This is a genomic window from Pseudomonas multiresinivorans (assembly GCF_012971725.1).
Classification (GTDB): domain Bacteria; phylum Pseudomonadota; class Gammaproteobacteria; order Pseudomonadales; family Pseudomonadaceae; genus Pseudomonas; species Pseudomonas multiresinivorans.
The window spans coordinates 5,865,053-5,879,688 of record NZ_CP048833.1; the positions used below are offsets into that span (position 1 = coordinate 5,865,053).

A 14,636-nucleotide genomic window follows, 5' to 3' on the forward strand; every position below is an offset into this window, starting at 1 on the left:
AGAGCTCGGCGGTGATCAGTCGTCCTCGCCGGTGACGCCAAACTCGATTGGCGTCTTCACGTAGAACAGCTTCACGCCCGCTTGGCGAATGGCGGCGAAGATGCGCCCGGACTCCTCCTCGCTGACAGCCATGGTGACTTCCTGCGGCTGGTCGGCCAGCTCGAAGAAGTGCGCATAGTGAATGCGCCCGGTCTTGCCGAATCCTTCGCTCGCCGTCATCAGGGTGGCGCCGCGAACACCCTGCCGGCGCGCCTCCTCCAGCAGCCACTGGGCCAGCGGCAGGCCGGCATGCTTGCGATCCTGCTGGGTGAAGAACTTCAACTGGTAGCCGTTCATCTCTTCCTCCGAAGGCCTGTGGCCTCTCTATCGCTGGCGCCCGAGCGGGAACTCTCCTGCCCGAACCTAGCGGCCCATCAGCGCGTGCACCGACCACAGCCCGGCCAGGGTCATCAACAGGGATCCAGCAAGGTGCGTGGCGACAGTGCCCATTGCCCAGGCCAGCCGGCCCTGCTGCAACAGCACGACAACTTCCGCCGAGAAGGTCGAGAAAGTCGTGAGGCCACCGCAGAACCCGGTGATGATCAGCAAGCGCCACTCGGGTGCTACGTCGGGGGTGTTGGCGAAGAAGGCGATGGCCGCGCCGATGATGTAGCCGCCGACCAGATTGGCGACCACCGTGCCCGGCGGCATCGACGGCAAAAGGGTATTGAGCTTGAGCCCGAGAACCCAGCGCAGCAAGGCTCCGAGGGCGGCGCCGATAGACACGGCGAGAATGGATTTCAACATGATCCTGTCCTGGAAGGGATGATTTGGACAGGCTGCAGGCGAGCGCCTACGCGCCTTTCCAGGTCAATGCGTAGGCATCATCAGCCACAAGGGCGGTTGAAGGAGGAATGCCATCTCCTGCGCCGCAGTCTGGCATAACCCACGCCCATGAAAAAGCCCCGCCTAGGCGGGGCTTTTTCTTACAGCAGGTGCCGGGTGGCTTACATCATGCCGCCCATGCCACCCATGCCGCCCATGTCCGGCATGGCCGGAGCTGCCTTATCGTCAGCCACTTCGGCGACCATGGCCTCGGTGGTGACCATCAGGCCGCCGATGGAAGCAGCGGCTTGCAGGGCCGAACGGGTGACTTTGGCCGGATCGAGGATACCCATCTCGATCATGTCGCCGTACACGCCGGTAGCAGCGTTGTAGCCGTAGTTGCCCGAACCTTGCTTGACCTTGTCGACCACGACGCTCGGCTCGTCACCGGAGTTGGCAACGATCTGGCGCAGCGGAGCTTCGACAGCGCGACGCAGCAGGGCGATACCGACGTTCTGGTCTTCGTTGTCGCCCTTCAGGCCTTCGATGGCTTGCAGAGCACGAACCAGAGCGACGCCGCCGCCAGGAACCACGCCTTCTTCGACCGCAGCACGGGTAGCGTGCAGGGCGTCTTCAACGCGGGCTTTCTTCTCTTTCATCTCGACTTCGGTGGCAGCGCCAACCTTGATCACGGCAACACCGCCGGCCAGCTTGGCCAGACGCTCTTGCAGCTTCTCGCGGTCGTAGTCGGAGGAAGTCTCTTCGACCTGCTTGCGGATCTGCAGGACGCGAGCTTCGATGTCGGCCTGAGCGCCAGCGCCATCGATGATGGTGGTGTTTTCTTTGCTCAGTACGACGCGCTTGGCGTTACCCAGGTGCTCCAGGGTGGCGCCTTCCAGGCTCAGACCGACTTCTTCGGAGATGACGGTACCGCCGGTCAGGATGGCGATGTCCTGCAGCATGGCCTTGCGGCGGTCGCCGAAGCCCGGAGCCTTGACGGCTGCGACTTTCACGATGCCACGCATGTTGTTGACGACCAGGGTAGCCAGGGCTTCGCCTTCGACGTCTTCAGCCACGATCAGCAGCGGACGGCCGGCTTTGGCAACGGCTTCCAGGACCGGCAGCATTTCGCGGATGTTGGAGATCTTCTTGTCGACCAGCAGCAGCAGCGGGCCGTCGAGCTCGGCAACCATGGTGTCCGGCTTGTTGATGAAGTAGGGGGACAGGTAGCCACGGTCGAACTGCATGCCTTCTACGACGGACAGTTCGTTTTCCAGGCCCGAGCCTTCTTCAACGGTGATCACGCCTTCTTTACCGACCTTGTCCATAGCTTCGGCAATGATGTTGCCGATGGAGTCGTCGGAGTTGGCGGAGATGGTGCCGACCTGGGCAATGGCCTTGGTGTCGGCGCAAGGCTTGGCCTGCTCTTTCAGCTGGGCAACGATGGCGATGGTGGCCTTGTCGATGCCGCGCTTCAGGTCCATCGGGTTCATGCCGGCAGCGACGGCTTTCAGGCCTTCGTTGACGATGGCCTGAGCCAGAACGGTAGCGGTGGTGGTGCCGTCACCGGCAGCGTCGTTGGCCTTGGAGGCAACGTCTTTCACCAGCTGGGCGCCCATGTTCTCGAACTTGTCTTTGAGTTCGATTTCCTTGGCGACGGAAACGCCGTCCTTGGTGATGGTCGGAGCACCGAAGCTCTTGTCCAGGATGACGTTACGGCCTTTCGGGCCGAGGGTCGCTTTAACCGCGTCGGCCAGGACGTTTACGCCGACCAGCATTTTCTTGCGAGCGGAATCGCCGAACTTAACTTCTTTGGCAGCCATGTTCTGTTTCCTCTAAATCGAATTCGGTGGGGAGTGGACGGACTGAAATCAGTCTTCCAGGACGGCGAGGATCTCGGACTCGCCCATCACCAGCAGTTCTTCGCCGTCGACCTTGATGGCGTTGCTGCCGGAGTAAGGACCGAACACCACCTTGTCACCGACCTTGACGGCCAGAGCGCGAACTTCGCCGTTGTCCAGGACACGGCCGGCACCAACAGCGACCACTTCACCGCGGTTCGGTTTCTCGGCGGCGGAACCCGGCAGCACGATGCCGCCTGCGGTTTTGGTCTCTTCCTCGCTGCGACGGATGACGACGCGGTCATGCAGAGGACGAAGCTTCATAGTCGTAACTCTCCCAAACTGTGATTTCCAACGGCCAGATCGATGCCCGGCAGGTTTTATTGAATCCGGCGTTGCCGGTTTGCGTCCCGGCTGGCGAGACGCGTAAAGAGCAGCCTGTCCATGCGACAGGGACCTTGCGGTGACCGGTACATAAGGTCGCTACAAGGCATTTCAAGGGTGTGACGAAAAAAAAATTGCAAACGGAGGGTGCTCGCGGCGGCCGAAACCGCCCGAAACTCAACGCAGGCGGTCGCGGTCTTCCTCGCGGCGCTGGTACTCGCCTTCGATCACGCTGGGGCCGCCACGTTGCTGGGCGGCCGGATCGTCGGCGAAGGCCCGGCGGCGCTCGGCCTGTTCCTGCATGCGCTGGCGCACGCGGCCAAGCATCAGGCGGCGGGTGAAGGGGATCAGGCAGAGCAGGCCGATGGCGTCGCTGATGAAGCCCGGCAGCATCAGCAGGCCACCACCCAGGGCGATGACCAGGCCTTCGAGCATTTCCTGTTCGGGTAGCTCGCCGCGATTCAGGCGCTCGCGGGCACGCAGCGCGGTGGCGACGCCAGCGACACGCAGAACGGCGGCGCCGATGAAGGCACCGGCAATGATCAGCAGCAGGGTCCAGCCCACGCCGATCACGCTGCCGACCTTGATCATCACGGCCAGCTCGATCAGCGGGAACAGAAGAATCAGGAAAAGAGGAACTCGCATCGATGTTTCCTTGGCGGGGCATTTACCCAGATAGCAGGCAAGGTGGCGACGTCCCGCGCCAATTTCAAGGGAATGGCCGGGGATTGTTCAAGCCTGGATGACTTCACTACCCGGCCAGACGTCCGCCCTGGCCAACTGCACCAGAGCCTGGCGCACCGCACCAGGATTGCCGCAGGGCGCAGGGAACGGCAACCAGTGCAGGCCCTGGCCGATGCGCAGGTGGAAACCTTCGGTATCAATTCCCGCCAGTTGCGGATCCTTGCCAGCGGGCAGCCCGGCCAGCTCGACGTAATGTTCGATGGCGCTGGCATGGTCGCTGTTCATGTGCTCGACCATGCTCCTTTCCACCTCGCCGATGAAAGGGTTGGCCAGCGGCACGCTGTCGGCGCCCAGCCAGTGGATATCGCCGAAGCCGCCGATAAAACGCCACTGCACCGGCTCGAGCACCCAGAAATCGAAGTCGTGGACGATGTGGTAGTCCTGCGAACCGGGAAAATAGCGGTAGTAGCGCTCGGCAGCGCCGGCGATGGCGTCGACATCCTCGATCATCAGCGCCTCGGCCAGCAGGGTCAGGCGGCCGGCGGCCTGGATGTCGTCGACGCCGCGCTCGCCGATGAGCAACGAGCATTTGCCATCCATCTGCAGGTTGTGGGTGTGCTGGGCGATACGACTGATCAGGATCAGCGGCCGGCCCGCCTCGTCGAGGCAGTAGGGCACGACGGAGCCGAAGGGAAAACCGGGCCACTTCTTCGAGTGGGTGGAGAGGACGCCGCGGTATTCCTTGAGCAGCAGTTCTCGGGCATGCTTGGCAGCTTTCACGCTCAACTTATGACTCCTCGCAAAGAATCCGTCGTAAACGGACGGGCAGGACTGACTCTGTGCACAGCTGCCGGCGGGGCCTTTTACCAGAAACTGTTCGTGGGGTTGTTCCGATGCAATTGAAAGACAAGGTCATCATCATCACCGGTGGCTGCCAGGGCCTGGGCCGTGCCATGGGCGAGTACCTCTCCGGCAAGGGCGCTCGCGTCGCGCTGGTTGACCTCAATGCCGAAAAACTGGACGAAGCCGTGACTGCCTGCAAGGCCGCCGGTGGTGACGCCCGCGCCTATCTGTGCAACGTCGCCAATGAAGAACAGGTTACCCACATGGTGGCCCAGGTCGCCAGCGACTTCGGCGCCATCAACGGCCTGGTGAACAACGCCGGCATCCTGCGCGACGGCCTGACCATCAAGGTCAAGGACGGCGAGCTGAGCAAGATGAGTCTGGCCCAATGGCAGGCCGTGATCGACGTCAACCTGACCGGTGTGTTCCTCTGCACCCGCGAAGTGGCGGCGAAGATGATCGAGCTGAAGAACGAAGGCGCGATCGTCAACATCTCCTCCATCTCCCGCGCCGGCAACATGGGCCAGGCCAACTACTCCGCAGCCAAGGCCGGCGTCGCTGCCGACACCGTGGTGTGGGCGAAGGAACTGGCGCGCTACGGCATCCGCGTGGCCGGCGTGGCTCCGGGCTTCATCGAGACCGACATGGTCGCCAGCATGAAACCCGAAGCGCTGGAGAAAATGACCTCCGGTATCCCACTCAAGCGCCTGGGTAAACCGCTGGAAATCGCCCACTCGGTGGCCTACATCCTCGAGAACGACTACTACACCGGCCGCGTGCTGGAGCTGGACGGCGGCCTGCGCCTGTAATCCTCCCGTCCATGAAAAAGCCCCGCCACGTGCGGGGCTTTTTTGTGCTTTTTGTAGGAGCGAGCTTGCTCGCGAACGTTTCCCCGCCGTCGTTGGGGTTGTTCGCGAGCAAGCTCGCTCCTATATAAATCGGCGTTACCAGCCCACACCCAGGCCAACGGTGTAGCGACGCTCGTTGACGTCGCCATCGTTGCCGCTGAGCTTGTCCCACTCGGCCTTCAGGCTCAGGGACGCCCAGGAGGTCAGCTTGTAGCGAATGCCCGCCTCGCTCTCCAGTTCGTAGTCCACGTTGGACTCCAGTGGCTTGCTGACTTCGCCGTTGGTGAACAGCTCGAACTGCTTGGCCAGCAGGTAGCGGTTGTAGTCCCACTTCAGGCTGGTGCTGTAGAAGTGGGATTTCTCGTCGTCGACGAACTCGTAGTCGTTGCGGTTGACCAGCGTGGCCAGGGAGAACGCGCCCAGTTCGTTATCCCAGAACTGGTAGCCCGGACCGGTACCGACGGTGCGCTTCTTCTGCAGGTCCTCGATCCAGTCGCGCTTGTACTGCGCCTGCCCCTGCCAGAACCAGTGCTCGTCGAGGAAGCGGTCGAGGGCGTACTGCGCCGAATAGTTGTCGGTGCTGACCTGGTCGTTCTTCTTCTCGCGGTTGTACTCACCCTGCAGGTTGTGGCGCCAGCGGCCGTGGCGGGCGTTGGTCTTGAAATCGATGTCGTAGTCCTCGACATCGTTCTCGGCCTGCTTGTGGTCCAGGGAGAAATCGACGTTGCCAGTCCATACCCAGTCTTCGAGGATCGGCTTGGGCGGCATCATCTGCTCGATCTTCGCCAGCTCCACGGTACGCGGCTGGCCGTTGACCAGCGTGACCTTGCCATCGTCCGACGCCTTGATGCCCTTGGAGTGCTCGCCGGTTTCCTCGTCGTACTTCACCAGCAGGTTCTGGTCGGTCTCGAGAGTCTTGATCTTGTCCCATTTCAGGGTGATCTCCCCGCCATAATCAGTCGCCAGCAACAGCTTGCCGCCGTCGAACAGCTTGATGGTGCCGGTCAGGCGGTCGCCATTCTTCAACCAGACGGTATCGGCGACAGCGGAAAGGGAACAGGAAGCCAAGGCAATGGAGAGCAGGGTTCTAGACAACATGAGCCTGATTCAACTGGACAAAGTGGGCAAAAAGCCGGGCATTATCCAGATACCCGACGCTAGAGCAACGACTGACAGACCCAGCGGCATGGAGTTCATCATTACTGACAGAAGGGCCGGAAATTTCCTTCATTTAGCCGCGAGCATTTGCCTACCACAGGCTTCGCTATATCCTGACCAGGCCCCCACCGAAGCGACCGTCACCCCATGCCCGAGCGCAAAGTCTCCGCCTCCTCCGCGGACCTGACGCAGGAAAGCCTGCAGACTCGCCGCGAGGCCATTTTTCTGGTGATCGCCCAAGTGCCGGAAGGGCACGTGATCACCTACGGCGACGTGGCCAAACTGGCCGGGCTGGGGCGTTCTGCGCGGCTTGTAGGCCGCATCCTCAGCCAGTTACCCGAAGGCACCCGCCTGCCCTGGCACCGGGTGATCGCCGCCGGTGGTCGCATCAGCCTGCCCATTGGCACCGTTTCGGGTAACGAACAACGCGCACGATTGCGTGCAGAGGGTGTCAGAATCCATAACGATCGGGTGGACATACGTCGGCACGGCTGGCCTAGCGGTGAGCAGTCCTAGTAGAGTTCGCGTAATTTTTCGACCTGCTGGAAAACACCCCCCATGAAAGAGCATTCCTGGCGCGAGGCATGGATTGCCTATAAGTCTCCCGCCAGCCTCGCGCTTTTGCTGCTGGGTTTCGCCGCCGGCCTGCCGTACATGCTGGTGCTCTCCACCCTCTCGGTGTGGTTGCGTGAAGCGGGTGTCGCTCGGGAGACCATCGGATTCGCCAGCTGGATCGGGCTGGTCTACGCCTTCAAATGGGTGTGGTCGCCCATGCTCGACCAGTGGCGCCTGCCCTTCATCGGCCACCTGGGCCGTCGCCGCTCCTGGCTGGTGTTCTCCCAGGGCCTGATCGCCATCGGCCTGCTCGGCATGGCCCTGTGCAACCCGCAGTCGCATCTGAACTGGCTGATCGCCCTGGCGATGGTCGTGGCCTTCGCCTCGGCCACCCAGGACATCGCGATCGACGCCTATCGCCTGGAAATCGCCGAGAACACCCGCCAGGCTGCGCTGGCCGCGTGCTACATGACCGGCTACCGGGTCGCCGTACTGTTTGCCACAGCCGGCGTGCTGTTCCTCGCCGAATGGGCCGGCTCCAGTGCCCTGCACTACAGCCAGTCGGCCTGGGCACTGACCTACGCAGTGTGCTCGCTGGCCATCCTGCCCGGCCTGATCACCACCCTGCTGATGAAAGAGCCGCCGGTGAACGTGCAGCCGCAGGCCGGCAGCTCGGCTTTCGCCTTCAACCACCAGCTGCTCTCGGTGCTGACCCTGCTGGTGCTGCTGATCTCCGTGCCGGCCATGCTCACCGCGCTGACCGCCCAGGCCTGGCCGCGCGCGGCGCTCTACGGAATCTTCATCGGCATCTGCATGACGCCCCACGGTCGTCGGCAGATCCGCCCGGTCCGCGAGCTGCTGTCGAAGGTGCGCCGCCCACTGCTGCTGGCCGTGCACGGGCGCGGCCTGCCGCAGTTCGACTTCGTCCACCAGGCGGTTTCGGTGATCGTGCTGATCATCCTGCTGGTGACCGGCACCGCATTCATCAACATGATCGAAGCCGGCAAGTGGTGGCTCGCCCTCCTCTACCTGCTGATCGCCCTGAGCTGCATCTCCGCGCCGGGTCGGCTGCTGATGGCTCCGGTACTGACACCGATCACCGAGTTCGTCCGCCGCTACCGCTGGCAGGCCCTGCTGCTGCTCGGGCTGATTTCCACCTATCGCATGTCCGACACCGTTATGGGCACCATGGCCAGCGTGTTCTACATCGACATGGGCTTCACCAAGGACACCATCGCCACCGTCAGCAAGCTGTTCGGCGTGGTCATGACCCTGGTGGGCGCGGCGGCCGGCGGTGTGCTGATCGCCCGCTTCAGCATCCTGCCGATCCTGCTCATCGGCGGCGCGGCCTCGGCGGCGACCAACCTGCTGTTCGCCTTCCTGGCGCAGATGGGCGCGATCGACGATCCGCATCTCATGGGGCAGAACGTCTTCGCCCTGCTGAAGGTGCTGGAGCCCCACGTCACCATGCTGGTGGTGACCATCATGCTCGACAACTTCAGCGGCGGCCTGGCGACCTCGGCCTTCGTCGCCTACCTGTCGAGCCTGACCAACCTGAAGTTCTCCGCTACCCAGTACGCCATGCTCAGCTCCACCATGCTGCTGCTGCCGCGCTTCATTGGCGGCTACTCCGGCGCGATGGTCGAAGGCATGGGCTATGAGCGTTTCTTCTTCTTCACCGCGCTGCTGGGCATTCCGACGCTGCTGCTGATCGGCTGGCTGTGGCTGCAGCGCAAGAACGACATGACCAATGGCGCCGCCGAGGAAGCCAGCGAAGCACCGACACAGCCAGCCAGCGCCGAACGCCACTGAGGCAGCGCCCATGAAAAAGGCCGGCAAATGCCGGCCTTTTCCGTACTGCGTGAGGGATCAGTCCGCCAGGACGGCGTCCTCTTCACCCTTGACCACACGCACCACCTTGTTCGGCGCAAGGTCGATGCCGTCGTCGCGCAGGCGCTGGCGCACCTGTTCGTTGAGCATGAAGGTGACGGCCCAGTAGTCGGAATTGGCGGTCCACAGGCGCAGCGACAGGGTCACCGAGTTCTCGCCCAGGCCTGCGACCACGACCACCGGCGCCGGCGACTTGAGTACGCGCGAATCATCCGCCAGCTCCTTGAGGATGGCACGAGCGCCCTCCAGGTCGGCGTCGAAGGCCAGCTTCACATCGAAGGTCACCTGGCGGGTCGTCTGGGTCGAGGTGTTGGTGATGATGCCGTTGGACAGCGCGCCATTGGGCACGATCACCGTACGGTTGTCACCGGTGCGCAGCACTGTGTGGAAGATCATGATGTTGTCCACCGTGCCGGAAACGCCCTGGGCCTCGATCCAGTCACCGATCTTGAACGGGCGGAACAGGAGGATCAGCACGCCGCCGGCGAAGTTCGACAGGCTGCCCTGCAGCGCCAGGCCGATGGCCAGGCCGGCGGCACCGATGGCGGCGACGAAGCTGGTGGTCTGGATGCCGATCATCGACGCCACGCTGACCACCAGCAGTATCTTCAGGATGATGTTGAACATGCTGCCGATGAAGCCCTGCAGCGTCTTGTCCACGTGCTTGGTGGACAGCAACCCGCCGATACGACGGGTGAACAGGTTGATCACCCACCAACCGACCAGCAGGGTCAACAGCGCCAGCACGGCATTGCCCAGATAGGCGAGGACGACCGGTGTCCAGGCCTCCGCACTGTTCATGATCTGCTCGTAATTCATATCCATGGATGCAGGCCCCTTGTCTATTGCCATTCCAAAAACAAAACCGCCATGGCAAGCCATGGCGGTCGGGAGTTCGCCGAGCGACTCTATTACTGCGACGTCGCGCGGGCGCTGAGGTTCCGCAGCTCTTACAGAGCAGCGCGCATCAGTCGCGGAAGTTGTTGAACTGAAGCGGCATACCGAGGGATTCACCACGCAGCAGCGCGATGGCTTCCTGCAGGTCATCGCGCTTCTTGCCGGTGACACGCACCTGCTCACCCTGGATGGCAGCCTGCACCTTGAGCTTCTTGTCCTTGATCAGGGCGACGATCTTCTTCGCCAGATCCTTGTCGATGCCCTCGCGGAAGTCGACTTCCTGCTTGACCACCTTGCCGGAGGCAAAGGAATCCTTGATCTCCATGCATTGCGCATCAATCTTGCGTTTGACCAGGCTCGAGCGAAGAATGTCGAGCATCTGCTCGAGCATGAAATCCGCCTCGGCGGTCAGGGTGATGGACTTTTCCTTGGCCTCGAAGCTGCACTTGCCCTTCAGGTCGAAACGGCGGTCCAGTTCCTTGGTGGCGTTATCCAAGGCGTTGGTCAGTTCGTGTTTGTCCAGTTCGGACACCACGTCGAACGAAGGCATGACATCTCTCCAGATGGACGGCGCGATGCGGTTCACAGTCAGCATCGAGCCTGGCTTGACGATAAAAATGCGCGGTCATTATAACTGACAGACAAGACCGCGCCCGACCTCTGACGCCGTCGGCCGGCATTTCCTATCCGTTTCCGAGACATTCCATGCCAACCAACCATCTCAGCATCCTGGTGGTCGACGACGCCAAGTTCTCCAGCGCCATGATCGGCCGCGCGCTGAGCCAGGCCGGCTACCTGAACGTGCGCTTCGCCAGCAGTGCCAGCGAAGCGCTCGACCTGCTGGAAAAGCAGCCGGTGAGCGTCCTCCTTGCCGACTGGCTGATGCCCGAGATGGACGGCCTGGAGCTCACCGCCCGGGTACGCCAGCTCGACGAGAGTGGCGACCACTACACCTACATCATCCTGCTCACCGGCAAGGAGGGCGACAACGCCCTGGCCGAAGCCTTCGACCGCGGCGTGGACGACTTCGTCAGCAAGTCCTCGATGAACGAGCAACTGGTACCCCGTGTGCTGGCTGCCGATCGCCTCAGCAACACCCTGCAGCGCCTGCTGATGGAAAACCGCCTGCTCACCGAGAACATCACCAGCCTGGAAGAGCGCAACCTGGTGGACAGCGCAACGGGCCTGGGCAACCAGCGCTACCTGAAGCAGAAGCTGGCCGACAGCATCCGCCAGGTGGAATCCCGTGGCGGCGCGGTGTGCTACATGCTCATCGGCCTGCCGGAGCTGGCCGAGCTGGGGCAGAAGCACGGCCAGACGTTCCAGAACGAACTGCTCCACGGCGTCGCCCGTCGCCTGCAGCAACTGGTGCGACCGCTGGACGTACTGGCGCGCATCGACAGCCAGCACTTCGCCCTGATCACCCTGCTCGAAGACCTGCAGGAATGCTCCCCCAGCAGCTTCCGCCGCCTGCACGAAGGCCTGAATCTCAAGGCGTTCAAGACCAGCGAAGGCTTCGTCACCCTCAAGGCCGGCATCAGCCTGGTGGGCCTGGACGCCAAGGCGCTGCCCGTGGAAGTCGAACAACTGATGCAGCAGGGCCGTGCCCTGCTGCCCGATGCCTTCGCCAGCGGGCGAATCAACGCCAGTCGACTGACCGGCCTGCGCTAAACTTCGCGGTAAGCCCCCGAACCCGCGAAGTTCCTCCCATGACCTGGTCTATCCTCGGCGCCGGCAGCCTCGGTTGCCTGTGGGCCGCCCGCCTGTCCCGTGCCGGCCTGCCGGTCCGCCTGCTGCTGCGCGACCGCCAGCGCCTCAACGCCTACCGCGCCCTCGGTGGCGTCACCCTGATCGAAGACGGTCGCGAGAGCCTCTACCCGATACCGGCCGAAACGGCTGCGCAGGGCGCGCCGATCCAGCGCCTGCTGCTGGCCTGCAAGGCCTACGACGCAGAATCTGCCGCCGCCAGCGTGGCCGCGCGCCTGGCCCCCGGTGCCGAGCTGATCCTGCTGCAGAACGGCCTGGGCAGCCAGCAAGCGGTCAGCGCGCACCTGCCGCGCGCACGCTGCCTGTACGCTTCCAGCACCGAAGGTGCATTCCGCGAATCCGACTTCCGCGTGGTATTCGCAGGCTTTGGCCAGACCTGGCTGGGCGACGAGCACGGCGGGCCCGCTCCGGGCTGGCTGGCCGAGCTGGAGCAAGCCGGAATTCCTGCCCAGTGGAGCGAGAACATCCTCGAACGCCTGTGGCGCAAGCTGGCCCTGAACTGCGCGATCAACCCACTGACCGTGCTGCACCAATGCCGCAACGGCGAACTGGCCGGCCACCCCGACGAAGTTGCCGCGCTGTGCGACGAGCTGGGCCAGTTGCTGCACGCCTGCAACTACTCCGCCGCTGCGCAGGAATTGCAGGGCGACGTGGAGCGCGTGATTGCCGCCACTGCGGCGAACTTCTCGTCCATGTACCAGGACGTCGCCCAGGGCCGGCGCAGCGAGATCGCCTATCTGCTCGGCCACGCCTGCCGCGAAGGTGACCGCCTGCACCTCGCCCTGCCGCGACTGCGAGCCGTACACGAGCGCCTGCGCGCCTACCTGGTGGCGCGCGGATTGCCCGACACCTGATCGCGGGCTACCCTGCCCGCCTCTCCTGATTTTCCAAGAAAGCGCCCATGCCTTCACCCATGAACCTGCGCCAGCGCCTGGAAGACCTGCCGGTCGGCCAGAAGATCCTCGCCGCCCTGCTGGTGCTGCTGGCGACCGTGATGCTGGTGGCCAACCTGGCCTTCATCAGCGCGGCCTACTGGATTTCCCAGGACAGCGTCGCGCCCCAGGCGCTGCAGACCATCGGACGGCTGATCGCCAACCCGGCGCTCAGCGAGCCGGCGTTGTCCTCGCCCACCCAGGCCCAGGTGCTGCTGCGCCAGCTGGACGACTACCAGCCGCTGCGCGCCGCGGCACTGTATGACAGCAACGGCGAACGTATCGCCCAGACGCCGGGTAACGGGCCCATCGCATTGCCAGAGCGCCTCGATCACCTGGAGCGCTGGCGCCAGCACGAATACCGCCTCAACGCGCTGTTCGAACTGCCCCAGGCCGGCCGCAACAGCGGCTACCTGCTGCTGGTGGCGAGCAGCGAGCTGCCGGGCGCCTTCTACACCGGCACCCTGACTGCCAGCCTGGTGATCCTCGCCGTCTCGGTGCTGCTCTGGCTGCTTATCGCCCAGCAGATCCGCCGCCTGATTACCCGGCCGATCCGCAGCCTGGAAGAACTCTCGCGCCAGGTCACCCGCGAGGAGAACTACGCCCTGCGCGCCGAGCGTGGCAATGCCGACGAGATCGGCCGACTGGCCGACGCCTTCAACACCATGCTGACCCGCATCGAGGCCCGCGAACAGCAGCTCAAGCGCGCCCGCGACGACGCCCAGGAAGCCGTGGAGCAGGCTCAGTCGCTGGCCGAGGAAACCCGCCGTTCGAACCGCAAGCTGGAGCTGGAAGTCCAGGTGCGCAGCAAGATCGAGAAGAAGCTCACCGGCTTCCAGCACTACCTCAACAGCATCATCGACTCGATGCCCTCGGCGCTGATCGCGGTGGACGAGCAGCTGTACGTCACCCAATGGAACCAGGAAGCCAGCCTGCTCTCCGGCACCAGCCTGGACGACGCGGTGAACCAGCCGGTGTTCCTCGCCTTCCCGTCGCTCAAGCCGTTCCTGCCGCAGCTGACCCGCGCCGCCGAGCAGCATAAGGTCGAACGCGTCGAACGCGTCACCTGGGCCCTCACTGACGCGCCGCGCCATTACGCCCTGACCTTCTACCCGCTGATGGGCGGCACCGGCCGTGGCGCGGTCATCCGCATCGACGACATCACCGACCGCTTAGGGATGGAAGAGATGATGGTGCAGTCGGAGAAGATGCTATCCGTCGGCGGCCTCGCGGCCGGCATGGCCCACGAGATCAACAACCCGCTGGGCGCCATCCTGCACAACGTGCAGAACATCCGCCGACGCCTGTCGCAGGAGCTGCCGAAGAACCTCGAAGTGGCCGGCGAAGTCGGCGTGCGCCTGGACGACCTCAACCACTATCTCGAAGCACGGGAAATTCCCAAGCTGATGGATGGCATCCAGTACGCCGGCTCGCGCGCTGCCAAGATCGTCACCCACATGCTCTCCTTCAGCCGCCGTAGCCACCGGCAGATGGCCGCCTGCGAGCTGCCGGCGCTGTTGGAGCAAGCCGTGGAGATTGCCGGCAACGACTTCGACCTCACCGGCGGCTTCGACTTCAAGTCGCTGGAGATCGTCCACGAGTACGACCCGCGCCTGGGCCCGGTGCCGGTGATCGCCAACGAAATCGAACAGGTGCTGCTCAACCTGCTGAAGAACGGCGCCCAGGCCATCCACCTGCGCGACGACGAAGAGGAAGGCGAGTACGGCCGCATCACCCTGCGCACCCGGCTCAATCCGCCCTGGGCGGAAATCCACGTGGAAGACAACGGCTGCGGCATGCCGGAGAACGTGCGCAAGCGCATCTTCGAGCCTTTCTTCACCACCAAGGAAGTCGGCCAGGGCACAGGGCTGGGCCTGTCGGTCTCGTACTTCATCGTCACCAACAACCACAAGGGACAGATGGAGGTGCAATCCGAGCTGGGTGTCGGCACCTGCTTCACCATCCGCCTGCCGCTGGCTGCCGAAATTTCCCCGCCGCTGCCGCTGCTGGCGCGCGACGACAAGGAGCATTGA

At 63.7% G+C, this 14,636-nt stretch carries 15 protein-coding genes and 1 riboswitch; of the genes, 6 read left to right on the forward strand and 9 right to left on the reverse strand.

The genetic code is table 11. From position 1 onward, the window contains the following. Positions 1-15 precede the first annotated feature (15 nt). The 6 genes from G4G71_RS26750 to G4G71_RS26775 all read right to left on the reverse strand — a co-directional run bounded on the left by G4G71_RS26750 (position 16) and on the right by G4G71_RS26775 (position 4,499). Positions 16-336, reverse strand: coding sequence for a DUF190 domain-containing protein (locus G4G71_RS26750; RefSeq protein WP_054906571.1), 321 nt, complete (start codon positions 334-336; stop codon positions 16-18). 66 nt (positions 337-402) lie between these two features. Beyond that, positions 403-786 carry a fluoride efflux transporter CrcB gene (crcB, locus tag G4G71_RS26755; RefSeq protein ID WP_169941598.1) on the reverse strand — a complete coding sequence of 128 codons (384 nt, stop codon included), beginning with the start codon at positions 784-786 and terminating at the stop codon, positions 403-405. Between the two features lie 64 nt (positions 787-850). Next, positions 851-913, reverse strand: a riboswitch (Fluoride riboswitch). Between the two features lie 73 nt (positions 914-986). After that, a complete protein-coding gene (gene groL / locus G4G71_RS26760) occupies positions 987-2,627 on the reverse strand; it encodes a chaperonin GroEL (protein WP_054906573.1) in 1,641 nt (546 codons plus the stop codon). 48 nt (positions 2,628-2,675) lie between these two features. Then, complete coding sequence (locus G4G71_RS26765; RefSeq protein ID WP_009617968.1) at positions 2,676-2,969, reverse strand: co-chaperone GroES; 294 nt, start codon at positions 2,967-2,969, stop codon at positions 2,676-2,678. A gap of 237 nt (positions 2,970-3,206) precedes the next feature. Next, positions 3,207-3,674, reverse strand: coding sequence for an FxsA family protein (locus G4G71_RS26770; protein WP_024764084.1), 468 nt, complete (start codon positions 3,672-3,674; stop codon positions 3,207-3,209). An 87-nt stretch (positions 3,675-3,761) separates the two neighbouring features. Further along, complete coding sequence (locus G4G71_RS26775; RefSeq protein WP_169941600.1) at positions 3,762-4,499, reverse strand: HugZ family pyridoxamine 5'-phosphate oxidase; 738 nt, start codon at positions 4,497-4,499, stop codon at positions 3,762-3,764. A 107-nt stretch (positions 4,500-4,606) separates the two neighbouring features. On the opposite strand from G4G71_RS26775, the gene G4G71_RS26780 reads away from it, so the two are divergent. Next, entirely contained in the window at positions 4,607-5,365 is a 759-nt protein-coding gene (locus tag G4G71_RS26780) for an SDR family oxidoreductase (protein ID WP_138212327.1), read from the forward strand. Between the two features lie 135 nt (positions 5,366-5,500). Here G4G71_RS26780 and G4G71_RS26785 read toward each other — a convergent pair whose 3' ends face one another. Then, positions 5,501-6,502, reverse strand: a complete 1,002-nt coding sequence (locus G4G71_RS26785; RefSeq protein WP_169941602.1) for a DUF481 domain-containing protein — start codon at positions 6,500-6,502, stop codon at positions 5,501-5,503. A 207-nt stretch (positions 6,503-6,709) separates the two neighbouring features. On the opposite strand from G4G71_RS26785, the gene G4G71_RS26790 reads away from it, so the two are divergent. Together G4G71_RS26790 and G4G71_RS26795 are read left to right on the forward strand one after the other, a co-directional pair. After that, on the forward strand, positions 6,710-7,078 hold the full coding sequence (locus tag G4G71_RS26790) for an MGMT family protein (RefSeq protein WP_045209645.1): 369 nt from the start codon (positions 6,710-6,712) through the stop codon (positions 7,076-7,078). Positions 7,079-7,120: 42 nt separating this feature from the next. Continuing rightward, the gene (locus tag G4G71_RS26795; protein WP_169941604.1) at positions 7,121-8,929 is read left to right on the forward strand and encodes an AmpG family muropeptide MFS transporter; all 1,809 of its coding nucleotides are present in this window, start codon (positions 7,121-7,123) and stop codon (positions 8,927-8,929) included. A 57-nt stretch (positions 8,930-8,986) separates the two neighbouring features. On the opposite strand, the gene G4G71_RS26800 is transcribed toward G4G71_RS26795, so the two are convergent. Then, a complete protein-coding gene (locus tag G4G71_RS26800) occupies positions 8,987-9,832 on the reverse strand; it encodes a mechanosensitive ion channel family protein (protein WP_169941606.1) in 846 nt (281 codons plus the stop codon). A gap of 142 nt (positions 9,833-9,974) precedes the next feature. After that, positions 9,975-10,454: a YajQ family cyclic di-GMP-binding protein gene (locus G4G71_RS26805; protein ID WP_045209642.1), complete on the reverse strand. Its 480-nt coding sequence runs from the start codon at positions 10,452-10,454 to the stop codon at positions 9,975-9,977. Positions 10,455-10,609: 155 nt separating this feature from the next. Here G4G71_RS26805 and G4G71_RS26810 point away from each other — a divergent pair, with 155 nt between their 5' ends. From G4G71_RS26810 to G4G71_RS26820, 3 genes are read left to right on the forward strand one after another with little or no spacing between them, the layout of a single operon-like run. Then, the gene (locus tag G4G71_RS26810; RefSeq protein ID WP_169941608.1) at positions 10,610-11,575 is read left to right on the forward strand and encodes a response regulator; all 966 of its coding nucleotides are present in this window, start codon (positions 10,610-10,612) and stop codon (positions 11,573-11,575) included. A 38-nt stretch (positions 11,576-11,613) separates the two neighbouring features. Next, the gene (locus tag G4G71_RS26815) at positions 11,614-12,525 is read left to right on the forward strand and encodes a putative 2-dehydropantoate 2-reductase (RefSeq protein WP_169941610.1); all 912 of its coding nucleotides are present in this window, start codon (positions 11,614-11,616) and stop codon (positions 12,523-12,525) included. Between the two features lie 59 nt (positions 12,526-12,584). Then, entirely contained in the window at positions 12,585-14,636 is a 2,052-nt protein-coding gene (locus G4G71_RS26820) for a sensor histidine kinase (protein WP_169942823.1), read from the forward strand.